Source organism: Streptomyces sp. NPDC001157 (assembly GCF_053598255.1).
Window position 1 is genome coordinate 302,829 of record NZ_JBSFJW010000001.1, and the last position, 17,992, is coordinate 320,820.

Below are 17,992 nucleotides of genomic sequence, written 5' to 3' on the forward strand. Positions count from 1 at the left end.
CGGTCACTTCAGCCTGCTGGAGGCGAGGATGGACACGAGGTGCAGCAGGGTCTGCAGCAGTGCGATGCCGGCCATCACCGCGACGCCGAGCCGGGAGAAGAAGAGGTCCCCGCGCGCCTGGTCGACGACGGCCAGGACCAGGATCACCAACGAGGCCTCGATGCCGAGGATCAGCCGGTGGAACTTGAAGGCGGCGGCGGCCTTGCGGGCCAGTGCCATGCCGGAGGAGCGCATCTCGGCGGCGGCCTCCTGGACCGGCGGCTTGCCCGCCTGGTGCCGGGCGACGCCGACCAGGTCGGTCTCGGCCTTGATCAGGATGGCGCCGAGTGCGGCCAGCGTGCCGAGGAAGGCCCACAGCCAGTCGATACGGCCGCTGCCCCACAGGTCGGCGGCGCGCAGCCCGAAGCCGACGAGGACGGCGGCATCGGTGAGGTAGGCGCCGACCCGGTCCAGGTAGACACCGCTGAGCGAGTACTGCTTCTTCCAGCGCGCGATCTCGCCGTCGACGCAGTCCAGCAGCAGATACATCTGGACGCAGACCACGCCGAGCACGGCGCCCGTGATCCCCGGCACCAGCAGGGCCGGGGCCGCGAGCACGCCGAAGACGGTCATCAGATACGTGAGCTGGTTGGGCGTGACCCTGGTGTTCACCAGGTAGCGGTCGACCCGCAGGGACACCTCACGCATGTAGAGGCGCCCCATCCAGTGCTCACCGCTGCGCCGGTCCTTGACCCCTGCGGGGTGGACGACCGGGCGGAGTTCAGCTACCGATGGCCTTGACATAGTCGGCGTAGATGTCCTTGATCTGGTCGGTTGTGAGGTCGAGGTGTTCGAGGATCGTGTAGCGGCCGGGCCGGGTCTCCGGGGCGAACTCCACGACGCGGACGAACTCGTCCACCGTGAAGCCGATCTCCTCCGGGAGCACCGGAAGCCCGTGCCGGCGCAGTACCTCGGCCGTGTGCGCCGACTCCTCGTGGGCGCCGCGCAGGTACATCGCGAAGGCGGCGCCGAGGCCGCACTGCTCGCCGTGGCTGGCGGCCCGCTTGGGGTAGAGCAGGTCGAAGGCGTGGTTGATCTCGTGGCAGGAGCCGGAGGCGGGGCGCGAGTCGCCGGAGATCGACATCGCGATGCCGGTGAGGACCAGCGCCTCGGCGAGCACCTGGAGGAAGTCGTTGTCCCCGATGCCACCGGGGTGGCGGAGCACCGCCTCGCCCGCCTGGCGGGCCATGGCGGCGGCGAGGCCGTCGATCTTCTCTCCGTTGACGCGGTTGGACAGCTCCCAGTCCGCGATCGAGTTGATGTTGGAGATCGCGTCGCCGATGCCCGCGCGCACGAAGCGTGCCGGGGCCTGGCGGATGACGTCGAGGTCGATGACGGCCGCGATCGGGTTGGGCACGCCGTACGAGCCACGGCCCGCGTCGTTGTCCAGGGTGGCGACCGGTGAGCACAGGCCGTCGTGCGCAAGGTTCGTCGGCACCGCGACCAGGGGCAGCCCGACGCGTGCCGCGGCGAACTTGGCGCAGTCGATGATCTTGCCGCCGCCGAGGCCGACGACAGCGTCGTAGTGGCCGGCCTTTATGTCGGCGGCCAGCCGCACCGCGTCGTCGAGGGTGCCGCCGCCGACCTCGTACCAGGTGGCTCCGGGCAGGGTCGGTGCGATCCGCTCGCGCAGCTTGGCGCCGGAGCCGCCGCTGACGGCGACGGCGAGCCTGCCCGAGGTCGAGATGCGCTCGTCGGCGAGCACGCACGCCAGATCGTCGAGGGCACCCGGGCGGATGTCCACGACGAGCGGTGAGGGAATGAGCCGGGTCAGTACTGGCACGCGATCTCCCGTCCGCGGGCGAGATCGTCGTGGTTGTCGATCTCGACCCACTTGACGTCGCCGATCGGCGCCACATCGATCCGGAAGCCGCGGTTCACCAGTTCCTGGTACCCGTGCTCGTAGAACTGCTGCGGGTCGGTCTCCCAGACGGCCTTCAGGGCGTCGGCCAGCTCGGGGGCGGCGTCGCCCTCGATGAGCGTGACGCCGATGTACTCGCCGGTCGCCTCGGCCGGGTCCATCAGCTTGGTGATCTTCGTCATGCCCTGCTCGGGGTCGACGACGACCTTCATCTCCTCGTCGGCCAGGCTCTTCACCGTGTCCAGGGCGAGGATGATCTTCTTGCCGTCGCCGCGCGCGGCGAGCAGCGTCTGCTCGACGGAGACCGGGTGGACGGTGTCGCCGTTGGCGAGGATCACACCGTCCTTGAGGGCGTCACGACCGCACCAGAGGGAGTAGGCGTTGTTCCACTCCTCGGCCTTGTCGTTGTCGATGAGGGTGAGCTTGAGGCCGTACTTCGCCTCCAGGGCGGCCTTGCGCTCGTACACGGCCTCCTTGCGGTAGCCGACGATGATCGCGACCTCGGTCAGACCGATCTCGGCGAAGTTGCCGAGGGTCAGGTCCAGGACCGTCGGTTCGCCCTCTATGCCCGCGGGCCCCACCGGCACCAGCGCCTTGGGAAGGCTGTCGGTGTAGGGGCGCAGACGGCGTCCGGCGCCGGCCGCCAGCACGAGGCCGATCATGCGGGTTCTCCTTCATCGTGTACGGCGGGGGCCCCGGAGGACACCCAGAAGCGGATGCTCTCGACGAGCACCACCAGGGCGACGGCCACGGCAACCACCGCGAGCGCGACCTTGAACTGCGAGGCGGTGAGCACCGCGGCCAGGACGGTGACGAGCAGCGTCCGCCCCTCGTGCCCCCCGATGGCGCGCACCAGCCAGGCCGGGGGCGCTCCGGCGTTGCCGCGGATGCGGTACACCGTGTCGTAGTGATGGTAGGCGACGGCCGCCACCAGCCCGAAAGCCGCAGGAAGTGCTCCGTTCACGTCCGCTTGGGCCGCCAGTACCAGGACGGTGCCGTATTCGGCGGCGCGGAAGAGGGGCGGGACCAGCCAGTCGAGGGCGCCCTTCAGCGGACGGCGCAGAGCCTGAGCTGCGGTGTTCGCGTACACGAGGGCGCCGACGACGGGGGCCCAGGTCACACCGGAGAACAGGGAAACGGCCAGAACGACCGTGCCCGCGAGGGCGAGCAGGAAGGGACCCCCGAGCTGGCGGGGGGTCACCCGGCCCAGGAAGGAGGCGAGCGGCCCGTTGTCCGCCAGGTCCGCCAGCGCCTGCGCCGCCCGGTCCGTCCGCCGGGCCTTGCGGGTCAGCGAGCGCAGCACCCGGCCCGCCGTGGTGTACGTCGCCGCGAAGGCGCAGCCGATGAGCAGGACGTAGAAGGTGATCCGGGGCGTCGTGACCGCCGTCAGGACCGCGATCATCGCCCAGCGCTCGCCGATCGGCAGCACGATCATGCGGCGCACCCACACCGTCCAGCCGACGCTGTCCAGCTTGTCGGAGAGGGCCGCCGTGGGGCTGGTGTTGGCGGTCGCGTCGTGGTTGGCCTCGTTGAAGGAGAAGTCGACGACGTGCCGGCAGGTCTGCAGGATCATCGCGCCGAGGGCGAGGGCCCATACGTCGTCACCGCCGCGGGCCGCTCCCAGCGCGAGGCCGGCGTAGTAGGCGTACTCCTTGGCCCGGTCGAAGGTGGCGTCGAGCCAGGCGCCGAGCGTGGAGTACTGCAGGGAGTAGCGGGCCAGCTGGCCGTCGGTGCAGTCCAGTACGAAGGACGCGATCAGCAGGACGCCCGCCGCGACGAAGCCGATGCGGGTACCGGTGGCCGCGCAGCCCGCGGCGATCAGCGCGGTGAGCAGAGAGGCGGTGGTGACCTGGTTGGGGGTCAGGCCACGGCGGGCGCACCAGCGGGCGATGTAGCGGGAGTAGGGGCTGATGAAGAACGTGGTGAAGAAGCCGTCGCGGGACTTCACGGCCGACTTCAGGCGTACGGCCTCGTCGTCGACGTTCGCGACGGCTTGCCGTGCCTCGTTGCGGGACTGCGGGTCGGCGGGGACGGCGGCGACCAGGCTGCCGAGTTCCGGGCGGTGCACCTCGGCGCCCTCGCTGTCGAGGGCGGTGACGATGCGGTCGGCGAGGCTGTCGACGGCGAGTGCCGTGCCGCCGCCGGCCGAGTTCTCGCGGGCCATCGCGCGGGTCAGGGCCTGGCGGCCGGCCGACTGGGCCGTGACGGCGCCCGGGATCGCGGCGAGCGGGAAGCGGGGGTCGGTGAGGCCGAGGCGCAGGGCGTGCAGGTGCCCCACGAAGCGGGCGTCGACCACGGCGACCCGCTGGTCACCGGGCGCCTGGGCCAGCAGCGTCTCGGCGTCGGCGGTGTCGGCGGCGATCCGTACGTCGAAGCCGAGGGACCGCAGATCGCCCTCGATCGACGATCCGGGGACCGGCTGACCGGTGAGGATGGCGGTCGACAACCGAACTCACTCCCTGGGTGCCGGCGCGCCGGCGCCGGTCATGTGCACGATGGGGCGCCCCTTGGCTGCACCAGGCGGGCGGCATGTCGGCAGAGGCTATCGGATGCCCGGAGCGCGGAGTTCACCGCCCGTTCACGGGCCGATCAACGCCGTCTCCACTGGCCTTTGCCGCGATCATCATCGGTGATCCGGGGTCTCGCGGACAAACCGCGGTGCCCAGATCAGGCATCCGGGACATTGGGGGTCGCCGGGTGGTGTCGGCATAGGGTGGGCGACCATGACATGGCTGATCACAGGCGGAGCGGGATACATAGGGGCCCATGTGGTGCGGGCCATGGCCGACGCCGGGGAGCGGGTCGTCGCGCTGGACGACCTCTCGGCCGGCTTCCCCGCCCGGCTGCCGGCGGAGGTGCCGCTCGTCGAGGGCTCGACGGTCGACGGCTCCCTGCTGAAGAGGGTGTTCGCCGAGTACGGGGTGACCGGCGTCGTCCACCTCGCCGCTCGCAAGCAGGTCGCCGAGTCCGTGGCGCAGCCCACCCGCTACTACCGGGAGAACGTCGGAGGTCTCGCGACGCTCCTGGAGGCGGCCGCCGGGGCCGGGGTCGGGAAGTTCCTGTTCTCCTCGTCCGCTGCCGTCTACGGCAACCCCGATGTGGAACTCATCACCGAGGACACCCCGTGCGCGCCGGTGAACCCGTACGGCGAGACGAAACTCACCGGCGAGTGGCTGGTCCGGGCGGCGGGCCGGGCGCACGACATCTCCACGGTCTGTCTGCGGTATTTCAACGTGGCGGGCGCGGCAGCCCCCGAACTGGCCGACACGGGCGTCTTCAACATCGTTCCCATGGTCTTCGACCGGCTCACCCGTGACGAGGCGCCGCGGATCTTCGGCGACGACTATCCGACGCCGGACGGCACCTGCATCCGCGACTACATCCATGTCGCCGACCTGGCCGAGGCGCATCTGGCCGCGGCACGGCGGCTGGCCGACCGCAGCGGTGACCTCACGGTGAACATCGGCCGCGGCGAGGGCGTCTCCGTACGCGAGTTGATCACGGTCATCGGCGAGGTGACCGGCGACCGCCGCCCGGCCCTCGTCGAGGGCCGCCGCCCCGGGGACGCGCCCCGCGCGGTCGCCTCCGCCGCCCGGGCCGCCGAGGAGCTGGGCTGGACCGCACGGCGCGGGGTGCGCGAGATGGTCGAGTCGGCCTGGCGCGGCTGGCTGCTGCACCATGCCCCCCGCCCGTAGTTCACTTTCATCCTGGGCGCAGCACGGGAAGGCGGCTGCCTGGGGGCTGGGCACGATCACGGACACGGGCACGCGCATGCCCCGCCCACCGGGTACGGCCGCGGCGGCGTACCGCGGGCGGCTGCGCGTCGCGCTGTCGATCACGCTCACCGTCATGGTGGTCGAGATAGTCGGCGGTGTACTCGCGGACTCGCTCGCGCTGCTCTCGGACGCCGCCCACATCTGACCGACGCGCTGGGCCTGGGCATGGCGCTGTTCGCGATCCGCCTCGCGGGCCGCCCGCCGAGCGGCAACCGCACCTTCGGATACGCCCGCGCCGAGATCCTCGCGGCGCTCACCAACTGTCTGCTGCTGCTCGGCGTCGGCGGCTACGTCCTGTACGAGGCGATCCAGCGGTTCGTCACACCGGCCGACACCACGGGCGGGCTGACCGTCGTGTTCGGTCCGATCGGCCTGGTCGCGAACATGATCTCGCTGACGCTGCTGGTGCGCGGCCGGCAGGAGAGCCTGAACGTACGGAGCGCGTGCCTGGAGGTCGCGGCGGACGCGCTCGGCTCCCTCGCTGTGATCGTCTCCGCGCTGGTGATCCTGGCCACCGGCCGGCAGGCCGCCGACCCGATCGCCTCGCCGGTGATCGGCCTGATGATCGTGCCGCGCACCTGGAAGCTGCTGCGCGAGACCCTGGACGTCCTGCTGGAGGCGGCTCCCAGGGACATCGACATGGCGGACGTACGGGCCCACATCCTGGACCTGGACGGGGTCGAGGACGTCCACGACCTGCACGCCTGGACGATCACGTCCGGGATGCCGGTGCTGTCCGCGCACGTGGTCGTGCGTTCCGACGTCCTCAGCGCCATCGGCCACGAGAAGATGCTCCACGAGCACGAGGCGAGCGTGTCCCATTGAGGCAGGTGGGCCGCAGTTTGGCCGGAATGCAGCCGTCCGGCGCGCGTCGGCGTCGTTAAGCCTCACAGGTTGTCCTGGACGGTTCCCCGCCGACCGCTACGGGCACGATCAACTACCGGGCCCCTCTTCCGGTCTTCAACCGGTGACGGCCGTGCCCGCGCCTCGCGCGGGACATGCGGGCGCGCCGCGAAGTGCCGGGAGTGCCGGATTCGTACGGCAGACTTGGGGCGCGAAGACCGATGTGAAGGATGGGTATGCCGATCACACCTGCCACCGCGACGCACACTTCGTCGAACGGCGCCGCAGACGCGATTTTGCTGGAACTGGTCGACGAGAACGGCGTCACGATCGGCACCGCGGAGAAGCTCGCCGCCCATCAGCCGCCGGGGCAGCTGCACCGCGCCTTCTCCGTCTTCCTCTTCGACGAGCGCGGCCGGCTGCTGCTCCAGCAGCGGGCGCTGGGCAAGTACCACTCCCCCGGCGTGTGGTCGAACACCTGCTGCGGCCACCCCTACCCCGGAGAGGCGCCCTTCGCGGCGGCGGCCCGGCGGACGTTCGAGGAGCTGGGCGTGTCGCCCTCGCTGCTCGCCGAGGCGGGCACGGTCCGCTACAACCACCCCGACCCGGACTCGGGCCTGGTCGAGCAGGAGTACAACCACCTGTTCGTCGGGATGGTGCAGTCGCCGCTGCGGCCGGACCCGGAGGAGGTCGGCGCGACGGCCTTCGTGACGCCCGCGGAGCTCGCGGAGCGGCACGCCAAGGACACCTTCTCGTCCTGGTTCATGACCGTCCTGGACGCGGCCCGCCCGGCCGTCAGGGAGCTGACCGGCCCGTCGGCCGGTTGGTGACCTCCGTCAGAGCACCCTCAGGGGTTTGAGCGGCAGGGCGGCCCAGATCACCTTGCCGCCGCTCGACGTGTGCTCGACGTCGCACACGCCTCCCGCCTCCCGGGCGACCTCGCTGACCAGGAGCAGCCCCCGGCCGCCCTCGCCGCTGTGGTCTGTCTCCAGAGCGGTCGGGCGGTAGGGGTGGTTGTCCTCCACGGACACCCGCACCCACTCGGCGCCGACGGCGACCTCCACGGCGAGCATCGGCGACAGCAGCGCCGCGTGCCGGACGGCGTTCGTGACCAGCTCCGAGACGATCAGCAGCAGGCCGTACACGAGATCGTCGGAGACGGGCACCCCCTGGCGGTGGAGCAGGTCCCGTACGGCGTGCCGGGCCTGCGGGACCGAGGGCTCGATGGCGGGCGCGGTGAACCGCCAGACGCCTTCGTACGGCAGCGGGTCCGCGGGCCCCGGGTCGCGGGGCGCGTCGGCGCCGCCTTCTGGGCGTGGGCCGGACCCGCGCCCATGGTTGTCCATCGTCCGGTCGCCACCCTTGCGCTCGATTGTCACCACACGTCGAGTGTTGGTAACGACCCGCGGCACTCCGGATGACTGAACACAAGTCAGCAGGTATCGAGCACTTATGACCGTTGGCGTATGACACGGTCAGTTGTGGGACTGGTCCTGTCACGCTTCAGCCGACTTCGCGAACTCTTCGGGTTGTACGGGTTAGGGCGCCCCCATCTTGATCACGTGCCCGGCGCGGCGGCTAGCATCCGGCCATGGAGCCCCAGCTGCTGCACAGCGTCACCGACTCGGTCGCCACCGTCGTCATCCACCACCCGGCGAAGCGCAACGCCATGACGGCCGCGATGTGGGCCGCCCTGCCGCCGCTGCTCGACACCCTCGCGGCCGACCCGGGCGTACGGGCGCTGGTGCTGACCGGGGAGGGCTCGACGTTCTGCGCGGGTGCCGACATCTCCACGCTGCAGGGGTCGCCGGAGGAGGCCCAGGGGCTCGCGGTGCGGGCCGAGGAGGCCCTGGCCGCCTTCCCGAAGCCGACACTGGCCGCGATCCGCGGGCACTGCGTGGGCGGCGGCTCGCAGCTGGCGGCGGCCTGCGATCTGCGGTTCGCCATGGAGGGGGCGCTGTTCGGGGTGACGCCCGCGAAACTCGGGATCGTGTATCCGGCCTCCTCCACGCGTCGGCTGGTGTCGCTGGTGGGTCCGGCCGCCGCCAAGTACCTGCTGTTCTCGGGCGAGTTGATCGACGCGGAGCGGGCCCTGCGCACGGGCCTGGTGGACGAGGTGCTGCCCCAGGGTGAACTCGCCAAGCGGGTCGCGGAGTTCACCCGGATCCTGGCGGCGCGTTCGCAGCTCACCCAGGCCGCGGCGAAGGAGTTCGCGAACGGGCGCACCGACCGGGACGCGTACTGGACGCAGCAGGCGCGCGGCAGCGGCGACACCGTGGAGGGCGTCGCCGCGTTCCTGGAGCGCAGGCAGCCGCGCTTCACCTGGACCACGTCAGGATGAAGCGGTTCTTGGAGCGGAACTCCTCGACGAGGCGCGCGGGCGCCTTCTCGGGCGAGCCCGCGTCGTAGGGCGGCCGCGGGTCGTACTCGGTCAACAGCTGGACGGCCTGGGCGTGTTCCTCGCCCGCGAACCGGCCGACCAGGGGCAGCCCCATGTCGAGGCCGGAGGAGACACCGGCCGCGGTGAGGTACTTGCCGTCGGTCACGACGTGCTCGCCGGTCGGGGCGGCTGCGCAGGAAGGTGGTCGTGTCGACCGCACGGAGCCAGTCCAGGAGAACCCTGTTCTCGGCCTGGGTGAAGGTCCCGGGGCCGTGCCGAGGGCCTTCACGAAGGCGCGGCGCATTCCCTCGGGGCGCCGTGGCCGCCGACGCGGGAGATCTCCTCGATGCCGTCGGCCGTGTCCTCCAGGAGGCGGCGGGCATGTTCGAGGCGGACGCGGTCGACGTAGCGGCCGGGTGTCATTCCCGTCTCCGTTTCTTGGGAGGCGGGCGGATGGCTGCAGTGACGAGTTCCCCACCTTTCCTGCCATCGGGTGCGCGCCACTGGAGCCCGTACCAACCAGTCGGTAACCTGCCCGTCATGACTACTGCCGCCCTCGATGCGCACGCCGGCCGCCGCTGCCACAACGCGCTCAACTCCCTGCACGCGACGTACTACTTCTCACCCGACCTGGGCAGGGAACTGGGCGCTCTCGGCATCACACACCCCAGGGCCGTCAACCTCGCAGCGCGGGCGGCCGCGCTGGGGCCGGTCGGGCCGGGCACGGTGACGGCGACGTTCTACAACTACAGGTACGAGCTCGTGGCCCGCTATGTGCCCGCCGTATGGGAGAGCGCCACGCCCGCGCAGGTCCTGGCCGCACGCGCGCGTGCCGTCGATGCCACCCTGCGCCGCCTGCTGGGGGAGGACACCGTGGCGTCCGAGGAGATGGCTCAGGCGGCGCGGCTGGCGCTGCGGGCCGCCGAGGCCTGTTCGCGCGCCGCCCGGCCCCTGTACGCCGCCTACGCCGACCTGCCGGTGCCCGACGAGCCGCATCTGGCGTACTTCCACGCCACCACGCTGCTGCGCGAGCACCGGGGCGACGGGCATCTCGCCGTGCTGATGTCCGCCGAGCTGGACGGTCTGGAGGCGGTGGTGACCCACACCGCGACCGGCAAGGGCATGACGCCGAAGTGGGTCTTCGGCAGCCGCGGCTGGAAGCAGGAGGACTGGGACGCGGCCTGCGGGCGGCTGCGGCAGCGCGGGCTGCTGGACGAGGCGGGCGAGCTGACGGAGCGGGGCCTCGCGCTGCGGGCGGACATCGAGGCGGAGACGGACCGGCTGGACCGGGCGCCGTACGAGCACCTGGGGGCGGAGGGCGTCGCGCGGCTGACGGAGCTGGGGACGGGGTTCGCGCGGGCCGCACTCGCCGCCGGGGCCTACCCGGCGGATCTGATCGGCAAGCACTGACGAAAGCCGGGTACCCGGACCTCGCCCGGCCGCCGCGGCCGGGCGGGAACGGGTGACGGAAAGGGGAATTTCGTGTTCCGAGCCATTGCAGACGTACTGCGGCAGATCGCCGGCGCGATCGCCACCGTCGTCACTCTGCCCTTCCGGGCACTGGCCCGGCTCTTCGGCGGAGCCTCTGGTTCCGCGCGGGGCCACAGGGCTTGATTCCGCCGTCCCGCCTCGCCGGTGGCCGCCCTGATCCCCGAGTGTCGGTGCCGCCTGCCACAATTGCCGCGCAACCTCAGTGAGAAGGCGGTACCGGATCGTGACGACACCCGGATCCAGCGGGTCCACCAACGTAGGGTCCATCGAAGGCAGGATCGCCGAGGAGCTCGGCGTACGGGAGCGGCAGGTCAAGGCTGCCGTGGAACTGCTCGACGGCGGTTCGACGGTGCCCTTCATCGCCCGCTACCGCAAGGAAGCGACCGAGATGCTCGACGATGCGCAGCTGCGCACGATCGAGGAGCGGCTGCGCTATCTGCGGGAGCTGGAGGAGCGGCGGACCGCGATCCTGGAGTCGGTGCGCGAGCAGGGCAAGCTGACCGCCGAGCTGGAGGCGCAGATCCGCGGCGCCGAGACCAAGGCGCGGCTCGAGGACATCTACCTGCCGTACAAGCCCAAGCGCCGTACGAAGGCCCAGATCGCGCGCGAGGCCGGGCTGGAGCCGCTCGCCGAGGGCCTGCTCGGCGACCCGACGGTCGAGCCGCTCGCCGCGGCCGCCGCGTTCGTCGACGCGGACAAGGGCGTCGCCGATCCGCAGGCCGCCCTGGACGGCGCCCGCGCGATCCTCACCGAGCGGTTCTCCGAGGACGCCGACCTGATCGGCGAGCTGCGCGAGCGCATGTGGGTACGCGGACGGCTGGCCGCCAAGGTGCGGGAGGGCAAGGAGGAGGCGGGCGCCAAGTTCGCCGACTACTTCGACTTCGCCGAGCCGTTCACCGAGCTGCCCTCGCACCGCATTCTCGCCATGCTGCGCGGCGAGAAGGAGGAGGTCCTCGACCTCGTCCTGGAGCCGGAGGAGCCCACGGACGGCCCCTCGTCGTACGAGGCCATCGTCGCCTCGAAGTTCCAGATCGCCGACCGCGGCCGTCCCGGCGACAAGTGGCTGACGGACACGGTCCGTTGGGCCTGGCGCACCCGCATCCTGGTGCACCTCGGCATCGACCTGCGCCTCCGGCTGCGCACGGCCGCCGAGGACGAGGCCGTGCAGGTGTTCGCGGCGAACCTGCGCGACCTGCTGCTCGCCGCCCCGGCCGGCACGCGCGCGACGCTGGGCCTGGACCCCGGGTTCCGTACGGGCGTGAAGGTCGCCGTCATCGACGCCACCGGCAAGGTGGTGGCCACGGACGTCATCTACCCGCACGTCCCGGCGAACAAGTGGGACGAGGCGATCGCCAAGCTGGCCCGCCTCGCGAAGGAACACGCGGTCGAGCTGGTCGCGATCGGCAACGGCACGGCGTCCCGCGAGACCGACAAGCTCGCCGGTGAACTCATCACCAAGCACCCCGAGTTGGGCCTCACCAAGGTGATGGTGTCCGAGGCGGGCGCGTCCGTGTACTCGGCGTCCGCGTTCGCCTCGCAGGAACTGCCCGACATGGATGTGTCGCTGCGCGGCGCCGTCTCCATCGCGCGCCGCCTCCAGGACCCGCTCGCCGAGCTGGTGAAGATCGACCCCAAGTCGATCGGCGTCGGCCAGTACCAGCACGACCTGTCCGAGGTGAAGCTGTCGCGCTCGCTGGACGCGGTGGTCGAGGACTGTGTGAACGGTGTCGGCGTGGACGTCAACACGGCCTCCGCCCCGCTGCTCGCCCGGGTCTCCGGCATCACCTCCGGGCTGGCCGAGAACATCGTGGCGCACCGGGACGCCAACGGCCCGTTCAAGTCCCGTACCCAGCTGAAGAGCGTGGCGCGGCTGGGTCCGAAGGCGTACGAGCAGTGCGCGGGCTTCCTGCGGATCCGCGGCGGCGACGACCCCCTGGACGCCTCCAGCGTGCACCCGGAGGCGTACCCGGTCGTCCGGCGCATGGTGAAGACGTCCGGGCAGGAAGTGGCGTCGCTCATCGGCAACACGGGCGTGCTGCGTTCGCTGAAGCCGAGTGAGTTCGTGGACGAGACGTTCGGTCTGCCGACCGTCACCGACATCCTCAAGGAGCTGGAGAAGCCCGGGCGCGACCCGCGACCCGCGTTCAAGACGGCCACCTTCAAGGAGGGCGTCGAGAAGATCTCCGACCTGTCGTCCGGGATGGTCCTGGAGGGCGTGGTCACGAATGTGGCGGCCTTCGGGGCGTTCATCGACGTCGGTGTCCACCAGGACGGTCTGGCGCATGTCTCCGCGCTGTCCAAGACGTTCGTCAAGGACCCGCGGGATGTGGTGAAGCCCGGCGACATCGTCAAGGTGAAGGTGCTGGACGTCGACATTCCGCGCAAGCGGATCTCGCTGACGCTGCGGCTGGACGACGAGGCCGCGCCGCAGGGTGACGGCGGCGACCGTCGCCAGCGAGGGGCACGTCCGCCTCAGCAGCGGCAGCAGCAGCAGCAGCAGCGTCAGGGCAGCGGCCGGGGTGGGCAGGGCGGCGGTCGTGGCGGGCAGGGCGGCGGTTCGCGCCAGGCGGCGGCGCCTGCCAACAGTGCGATGGCCGATGCCCTGCGCCGGGCCGGATTGCTTGATCCGAAGGGTAAGCGGTGAGCTGAGGGGGCTGGTCGTGGGGAATCTGCGGACCCGTCGTGGCTGGTCGCGCCCCACGGCGGAGCCGCTGATGTGACAGCCCCGCGCCCCTGGAAAGCGGCGCTGCGCGCCCTTTCGGACCTGCAGTGACCGGCAGTGACCGGCAGTGACCGGCAGTGTTGCCGCACACGCCGTCACCTGGGAAGTGCTCGGGAGCCGCGGGTACGAGACCGCCTGGGTCGAGTTCGCCGACGGCTCCCTGACGGCCCGTGGCCGAGCCCTCGGGATCGTTCCGGAGCCGTACTGGATCTCGTACACGCTCGAGACCGGCGAAGGGTTCATGACCCGGTGGCTGGCGGTCACCGCGGAGACCGAGACCGGTAGCCGCACTCTCGGTCTGCGGCGCGACGACACCGGGCGGTGGACCGCGGACGGCGAACCGGTGCCCGGCGTCGAGGGCGCGCTCGACTGCGATCTGGGCCCGTGCCCGCTCACCAACACCATGCCGGTGCTGCGCCACGGCCTTCATCGGGCGCCCGGCGAGCGGGAGTTCCTGATGGCGTGGGTGTCGGTGCCGGGCCTGGTGGTACGGCCGTCGCAGCAGACCGACACCCATCTCGGGCGCACTGACGGCGGCGGCCGTGTCCGGTTCGCGTCCGGTTCGCGTCCGGCGAGTTCCGCGGTGACCTGGAGTTCGACGCGGACGGCTGCGTCGTCGACTGTCCCGGACTGGCGAGGCGCCTGCCTGAAGCCGCGCTGTCAGCCGTTCCAGCGGGGGTTGCGCCCACTGATGCCGAGCGCACGCTCGAAGGCGGGGGCGTCGGAGGGCACCGGCACGGGCGGGCCGTAGCTGCCGTTGATGCGTGCCTGGTCGGCGAGCTGCTCGACCACGCCGAGTGCCGCCCGCGCGGTGTCCTGGCTGAGCTCGAAGGGGCTGCCGGTGGCCCGCGCCAAGTCCCAGCCGTGCAGGGCGAGTTCGTGCAGGGTGATGGAGGCGGCGAGAGAGGCGGGCATCTCCCCCGGGCCGAACTCGGTGGTGCCGTCGTAGGCAGCCGGGTCGGACCAGGCCTCGGTGGCCTGGGCCGCTGAGTCGGCCAGCGACTGCGGTGTCATGGCCGGGGCGGGGGCGCCCTCGCCGGGCTGCGCCTCCTTGCCGGCGGCGCGCGCGGCGGACAGGAGGGTTCCGCCCAGGTGGTCGACGAGCTCGGAGACGGTGAACTTCTCGCAGGGCGTGGGGTCCTGGAGCTGTTCCTCGCGGATGCCGGAGGCCGTCGAGGCGACGGCTTCGGCGCACTCGCGGATGGCGGGGTGCAGTGTGCTGTGCTGGGTGGCGTTCACGGGTTCTCTCCCTGCAGGTGTTTTCTGGCGGGCCGGCTGGGGTGCGGTTGCGGTCAGCAGGTGCAGAAGGGCACGGACTCGCCGGTCTCGGCGTACTGCTTGAGCTGCACGAACTTTGTCGCCCAGCCGTAGGTGAAGTCGCGGTGGGCGTCGTCGACGGCGGGGAGGCCGCTGTCGGTGAAGCGCAGGGTGACACCGCCCTCCCGGCGCGCGAGGATCTCGTAGACCTGTTCGGTTCCGGTCCAGGGGCCGTTCCCGCCCGTCAGGACCAGACGCTTGCCGGGCTCCGCCTCCGTGACGCGCAGCCGCCACGGCTCGGGTACACCCGGGAACTCCAGCTCGTGCAGGCCACCCACGCCCTTGTCCGCAGAGGCCGTGGTGGTGAACCAGCCGTGGATCCCGTCGGCAGTGGAGATCGCGGTGTACACGGTCTCCGGGTCGGCCTCGATGGTCGGTTGCATCGCGATGTCGGGCATGACGTGTGTTCCTTCTCCAGGGGTGCTCGCGGGTCGGCGCCCTCACTTTCGTTTTAGTGATGACTAAAATGTAGGCACGAGGCTCCGGCAAATTCAAGTGGCGACTAAAATGAACTCCATGGACGCGGTACAGGTGGTCGCTGAACCCCGGCGACGCGAGATCCTCCGCCTGGTGTGGGACGAGGAGCGGTCGGCGGGTGAGATCGCCGACCGGTTCGACGTCACGTTCGGTGCGGTCTCCCAGCACCTCAAGGTGCTCAGGGACGCCGGTCTGGTCACGCTGCGCCAGGACGGCAAGAAGCGCTTCTACCGCGCCGACCGCGAAGCCCTTGGTCCGCTGGCCTCGTATCTGCAGTCCATGTGGGCGGACAGGCTGGACACGCTCGCCCAGCTGTCGGAGGCGGCGGAACGAGCGGAGCGCGGCGAAGGGACGGACACGTGAGCGTCAATGCGGTCACCGTGGAGCGGCTCATCGCCGCGCGACCGGAGACGGTGTTCTCCTTCTTCACCGACCGGGACAAGTGGCTGTCCTGGATGGGCGCGGACGGCACGTTCAGCTTCGAGCCCGGCGGCGAGTACCGGACGCGGGTCAACGGCGACAACGTCGCGGAGGGCCGTTTCATCGAGATCGACCCGCCGAAGCGGGTGGTGTTCACCTGGGGCTGGGCCGACGACGGGATGTCGGTGCCGCCCGGCTCCACGACGGTCGAGATCACCCTGGAACCGGTCGCCGAGGGCACTCTCCTCCGCCTGGTCCACCGCGACCTGCCGTCCCCCGAGGCGTCTGCCGCGCACCAGGAGGGCTGGACGCACTACACCGACCGTCTCGCGACGGTGGCTGCGGGCGGCGCCCCAGGGCCCGACGACTGGATGTGAGCCGGCCCGCTCAGCTCTGCTGCGGAGGCGGCGGGGTGCCGTTCATCCGGGCACGGTTCTCCGCGAGCAGTTCCTGCACGCGCTGCTCGACCTCCGCTGGGTCCACACCGAGGGACCGGCCGATGTGCACGGCCCACACCTCCGAGCGCACATTGGTCTCGAAGTCCAGGTCGGCGCGGACGTTCTCGCGGGCGGCCTGCCGGTTCTGGCTCACCATCACGAAGGTGGACAGGAAGATCGCCTCCAAGCTGACGATCATGGTGAGCAGTCCGAAGGGGTACGGGTCCCAGACCGCCCCCTTGCCGAAAGCTCCCTCGTTGCACACGATCCACACCGCGAACCACAGGGCGTGCAGATAGACGAAGGTCATGGTCCCGGCGAAGGCGGTGATCGCGTCCGCGATCCGGTCCTGGGTCCCGCGCATCCGTGCAAGGACGTCCTGCTCGTGCACGATCCGCACGGCCGGCCGCTTCGCCTCAGAACCCATGGCCCCTCCTTGTGACGCGATGTGCCTCGATCACCTGCGGCGCCCTCATGGCCGGTCGCGCCCGAGCCGCGGCGGACGCCACCCGCCTGTTCAGCGCTCCGTGACTTTTCCGTCCGCCACCTCGAGCCGCCGGTTCACGTGGACCGCGTCGAGCATCCGGCGGTCGTGGGTGACGAGAAGGAGGGTGCCCTCGTAGGCGTCGAGGGCCGACTCCAGCTGTTCGATGGCCGGCAGGTCGAGGTGGTTGGTCGGCTCGTCGAGGACGAGCAGGTTGACGCCCCTGCCCTGCAGCAACGCCAGGGCGGCGCGTGTGCGTTCGCCCGGGGAGAGGGTCGCCGCCGGGCGCAGGACGTGTTCGGACTTCAGGCCGAACTTGGCCAGCAGCGTGCGCACTTCGACCGGCTCGGTGTCCGGTACGGCGGCGCAGAACGCGTCGAGCAGGACCTCCGTGCCGTGGAACAGCTTGCGGGCCTGGTCGACCTCGCCGACCAGGACGCCGGAGCCCAGGCTCGCGTCGCCCGCGTCCAGGGGGATCCGGCCGAGCAGGGCGCCCAGCAGGGTCGACTTGCCGGCGCCGTTCGCCCCGGTCACCGCCACCCGGTCCGCCCAGTCGATCTGCAGGGAGACCGGGCCGAAGGTGAAGTCGCCGCGCCGCACCTCGGCGTCCCGCAGGGTGGCCACGACGGCGCCCGAGCGCGGGGCCGACGCGATCTCCATGCGCAGCTCCCACTCCTTGCGGGGTTCCTCGACCACGTCGAGCCGCTCGATCATGCGCTGGGTCTGCCTGGCCTTCGCAGCCTGCTTCTCGCTGGCCTCGCTGCGGAACTTGCGGCCGATCTTGTCGTTGTCGTTGCTCGCCTTGCGGCGGGCGTTCTTGACTCCCTTGTCCATCCAGGAGCGCTGCATCTGGGCCCGGTCCTGGAGGGCGGCGCGCTTGTCCGCGTACTCCTCGTAGTCCTCGCGGGCGTGCCGGCGGGCGACGTCCCGCTCCTCCAGGTAGGCCTCGTAGCCGCCGCCGTAGAGGGTGATCTGCTGCTGGGCGAGGTCGAGTTCGAGGACCTTGGTGACCGTGCGGGTGAGGAACTCGCGGTCGTGGCTGACGACGACGGTGCCGGCGCGCAGGCTCTTCACGAACCGCTCCAGACGCTCCAGGCCGTCCAGGTCGAGGTCGTTGGTCGGCTCGTCGAGCAGGAAGACGTCGTAGCGGGAGAGGAGCAGGGAGGCGAGTCCGGCGCGGGCCGCCTGGCCGCCGGACAGGGACGTCATCGGCTGGTCCAGGTCCACGGCCAGGCCCAGGGAGTCGGCGACCTCCTCGGACCGCTCCTCCAGGTCGGCGCCGCCAAGGTCGAGCCAGCGCTCCAGGCTGGTCGCGTACGCGTCGTCGGCGCCGGGTGCGCCGTCGACCAGGGCCTGCGTGGCCTCGTCCATCACGCGCTGGGCCTCCGCGACACCGGTACGGCGGGCGAGGAACTCCCGGACGGTCTCGCCGGGGCGCCGCTCCGGCTCCTGCGGGAGGTGGCCCACGGTCGCGGTCGGCGGGGAGAGCCTGAGCTCCCCCTGCTCCGGGGTGAGCAGCCCCGCGAGCATCCTGAGCAGGGTGGACTTGCCCGCGCCGTTGGCACCGACCAGCCCGATCACGTCTCCGGGCGCGACCACGAGGTCGAGCCCGGAGAAGAGGGAGCGGTCGCCGTGGCCGGCGGCTAGGTTCTTGGCGACGAGAGTGGCGGTCACAGAGGGCGATCCTAATGGGCGGGTCGCGTCGGACGCGCCCCCGAAGGGCGCGGGCTGTGTCGATCTGCGGC

Annotated in this window: 18 protein-coding genes and 3 pseudogenes; 10 read left to right on the forward strand and 11 right to left on the reverse strand. The window is 71.3% G+C overall.

All coding sequences use genetic code 11. The annotated features are described in order from the left end of the window. Nucleotides 1–3 precede the first annotated feature (3 nt). Genes ACWDAG_RS01315 through ACWDAG_RS01330 form a run of 4 tightly spaced genes read right to left on the reverse strand, consistent with a single transcriptional unit; the run spans nt 4 to nt 4,346 of the window. Nucleotides 4–783, reverse strand: a complete 780-nt coding sequence (locus tag ACWDAG_RS01315) for a CDP-alcohol phosphatidyltransferase family protein (RefSeq protein WP_450693508.1) — start codon at nt 781–783, stop codon at nt 4–6. Next, on the reverse strand, nt 761–1,822 hold the full coding sequence (locus ACWDAG_RS01320) for an iron-containing alcohol dehydrogenase family protein (protein WP_450693509.1): 1,062 nt from the start codon (nt 1,820–1,822) through the stop codon (nt 761–763). Before ACWDAG_RS01320 ends, ACWDAG_RS01315 begins: the two co-directional genes overlap by 23 nt. Further along, nucleotides 1,810–2,562 (reverse strand): phosphocholine cytidylyltransferase family protein, encoded by a 753-nt coding sequence (locus ACWDAG_RS01325; protein ID WP_450693510.1) that lies wholly within the window; start codon nt 2,560–2,562, stop codon nt 1,810–1,812. Before ACWDAG_RS01325 ends, ACWDAG_RS01320 begins: the two co-directional genes overlap by 13 nt. Beyond that, the gene (locus tag ACWDAG_RS01330; RefSeq protein ID WP_450693511.1) at nt 2,559–4,346 is read right to left on the reverse strand and encodes a DUF5941 domain-containing protein; all 1,788 of its coding nucleotides are present in this window, start codon (nt 4,344–4,346) and stop codon (nt 2,559–2,561) included. The genes ACWDAG_RS01325 and ACWDAG_RS01330 overlap by 4 nt, the downstream gene beginning before the upstream one ends. 277 nt (nt 4,347–4,623) lie before the next feature. Between ACWDAG_RS01330 and galE the strand changes: the two genes are divergently transcribed. From galE to idi, 3 genes and pseudogenes are all read left to right on the forward strand, one after another. After that, a complete protein-coding gene (gene galE, locus ACWDAG_RS01335) occupies nt 4,624–5,595 on the forward strand; it encodes a UDP-glucose 4-epimerase GalE (RefSeq protein ID WP_450693512.1) in 972 nt (323 codons plus the stop codon). Nucleotides 5,596–5,634: 39 nt separating this feature from the next. Then, a pseudogene (locus ACWDAG_RS01340) lies at nt 5,635–6,477 on the forward strand (cation diffusion facilitator family transporter); the annotation flags it as partial. A 278-nt stretch (nt 6,478–6,755) separates the two neighbouring features. Continuing rightward, a complete protein-coding gene (gene idi, locus ACWDAG_RS01345) occupies nt 6,756–7,349 on the forward strand; it encodes an isopentenyl-diphosphate Delta-isomerase (protein ID WP_450693513.1) in 594 nt (197 codons plus the stop codon). Nucleotides 7,350–7,355: 6 nt separating this feature from the next. Here the strand turns inward: idi and ACWDAG_RS01350 are convergent, their stop codons facing one another. Then, entirely contained in the window at nt 7,356–7,865 is a 510-nt protein-coding gene (locus tag ACWDAG_RS01350; protein ID WP_450693932.1) for an ATP-binding protein, read from the reverse strand. Nucleotides 7,866–8,110: 245 nt separating this feature from the next. On the opposite strand from ACWDAG_RS01350, the gene ACWDAG_RS01355 reads away from it, so the two are divergent. Continuing rightward, a complete protein-coding gene (locus tag ACWDAG_RS01355; protein ID WP_450693514.1) occupies nt 8,111–8,860 on the forward strand; it encodes an enoyl-CoA hydratase/isomerase family protein in 750 nt (249 codons plus the stop codon). Here the strand turns inward: ACWDAG_RS01355 and ACWDAG_RS01360 are convergent. Continuing rightward, a pseudogene (locus ACWDAG_RS01360) lies at nt 8,838–9,171 on the reverse strand (DJ-1/PfpI family protein); the annotation flags it as partial. The gene ACWDAG_RS01355 and the pseudogene ACWDAG_RS01360 sit on opposite strands and share 23 nt — an antisense overlap. Next, nucleotides 9,165–9,334 (reverse strand): annotated as a pseudogene (locus tag ACWDAG_RS01365) (helix-turn-helix domain-containing protein); the annotation flags it as partial. The pseudogenes ACWDAG_RS01365 and ACWDAG_RS01360, both read right to left, overlap by 7 nt. Before the next feature lie 105 nt (nt 9,335–9,439). Between ACWDAG_RS01365 and ACWDAG_RS01370 the strand changes: the two are divergent. The 4 genes from ACWDAG_RS01370 to ACWDAG_RS01385 all read left to right on the forward strand — a co-directional run bounded on the left by ACWDAG_RS01370 (nt 9,440) and on the right by ACWDAG_RS01385 (nt 13,863). Continuing rightward, nucleotides 9,440–10,309 (forward strand): SCO6745 family protein, encoded by an 870-nt coding sequence (locus ACWDAG_RS01370; RefSeq protein WP_450693515.1) that lies wholly within the window; start codon nt 9,440–9,442, stop codon nt 10,307–10,309. Between the two features lie 72 nt (nt 10,310–10,381). Next, entirely contained in the window at nt 10,382–10,513 is a 132-nt protein-coding gene (locus ACWDAG_RS01375) for an LPFR motif small protein (RefSeq protein WP_260327084.1), read from the forward strand. 100 nt (nt 10,514–10,613) lie between these two features. Next, nucleotides 10,614–13,034, forward strand: a complete 2,421-nt coding sequence (locus ACWDAG_RS01380; RefSeq protein ID WP_450693516.1) for a Tex family protein — start codon at nt 10,614–10,616, stop codon at nt 13,032–13,034. Between the two features lie 145 nt (nt 13,035–13,179). Beyond that, complete coding sequence (locus tag ACWDAG_RS01385; RefSeq protein WP_450693517.1) at nt 13,180–13,863, forward strand: putative glycolipid-binding domain-containing protein; 684 nt, start codon at nt 13,180–13,182, stop codon at nt 13,861–13,863. Here ACWDAG_RS01385 and ACWDAG_RS01390 read toward each other — a convergent pair. After that, a complete protein-coding gene (locus ACWDAG_RS01390; protein WP_450693518.1) occupies nt 13,773–14,351 on the reverse strand; it encodes a TIGR03086 family metal-binding protein in 579 nt (192 codons plus the stop codon). The two genes, ACWDAG_RS01385 and ACWDAG_RS01390, sit on opposite strands and share 91 nt — an antisense overlap. 53 nt (nt 14,352–14,404) lie before the next feature. Further along, the gene (locus ACWDAG_RS01395) at nt 14,405–14,827 is read right to left on the reverse strand and encodes an SRPBCC family protein (protein ID WP_450693519.1); all 423 of its coding nucleotides are present in this window, start codon (nt 14,825–14,827) and stop codon (nt 14,405–14,407) included. 118 nt (nt 14,828–14,945) lie between these two features. On the opposite strand from ACWDAG_RS01395, the gene ACWDAG_RS01400 reads away from it, so the two are divergent. Together ACWDAG_RS01400 and ACWDAG_RS01405 are read left to right on the forward strand one after the other, a co-directional pair. Further along, nucleotides 14,946–15,269 carry an ArsR/SmtB family transcription factor gene (locus ACWDAG_RS01400; RefSeq protein ID WP_450693520.1) on the forward strand — a complete coding sequence of 108 codons (324 nt, stop codon included), beginning with the start codon at nt 14,946–14,948 and terminating at the stop codon, nt 15,267–15,269. Beyond that, complete coding sequence (locus ACWDAG_RS01405; protein ID WP_450693521.1) at nt 15,266–15,703, forward strand: SRPBCC family protein; 438 nt, start codon at nt 15,266–15,268, stop codon at nt 15,701–15,703. Before ACWDAG_RS01400 ends, ACWDAG_RS01405 begins: the two co-directional genes overlap by 4 nt. Before the next feature lie 10 nt (nt 15,704–15,713). Here ACWDAG_RS01405 and ACWDAG_RS01410 read toward each other — a convergent pair whose 3' ends face one another. Further along, nucleotides 15,714–16,190 carry a DUF1003 domain-containing protein gene (locus ACWDAG_RS01410; protein WP_450693522.1) on the reverse strand — a complete coding sequence of 159 codons (477 nt, stop codon included), beginning with the start codon at nt 16,188–16,190 and terminating at the stop codon, nt 15,714–15,716. 90 nt (nt 16,191–16,280) lie between these two features. Continuing rightward, nucleotides 16,281–17,921 (reverse strand): ABC-F family ATP-binding cassette domain-containing protein, encoded by a 1,641-nt coding sequence (locus ACWDAG_RS01415; protein ID WP_450693523.1) that lies wholly within the window; start codon nt 17,919–17,921, stop codon nt 16,281–16,283. Between the last annotated feature and the right edge of the window lie 71 nt (nt 17,922–17,992).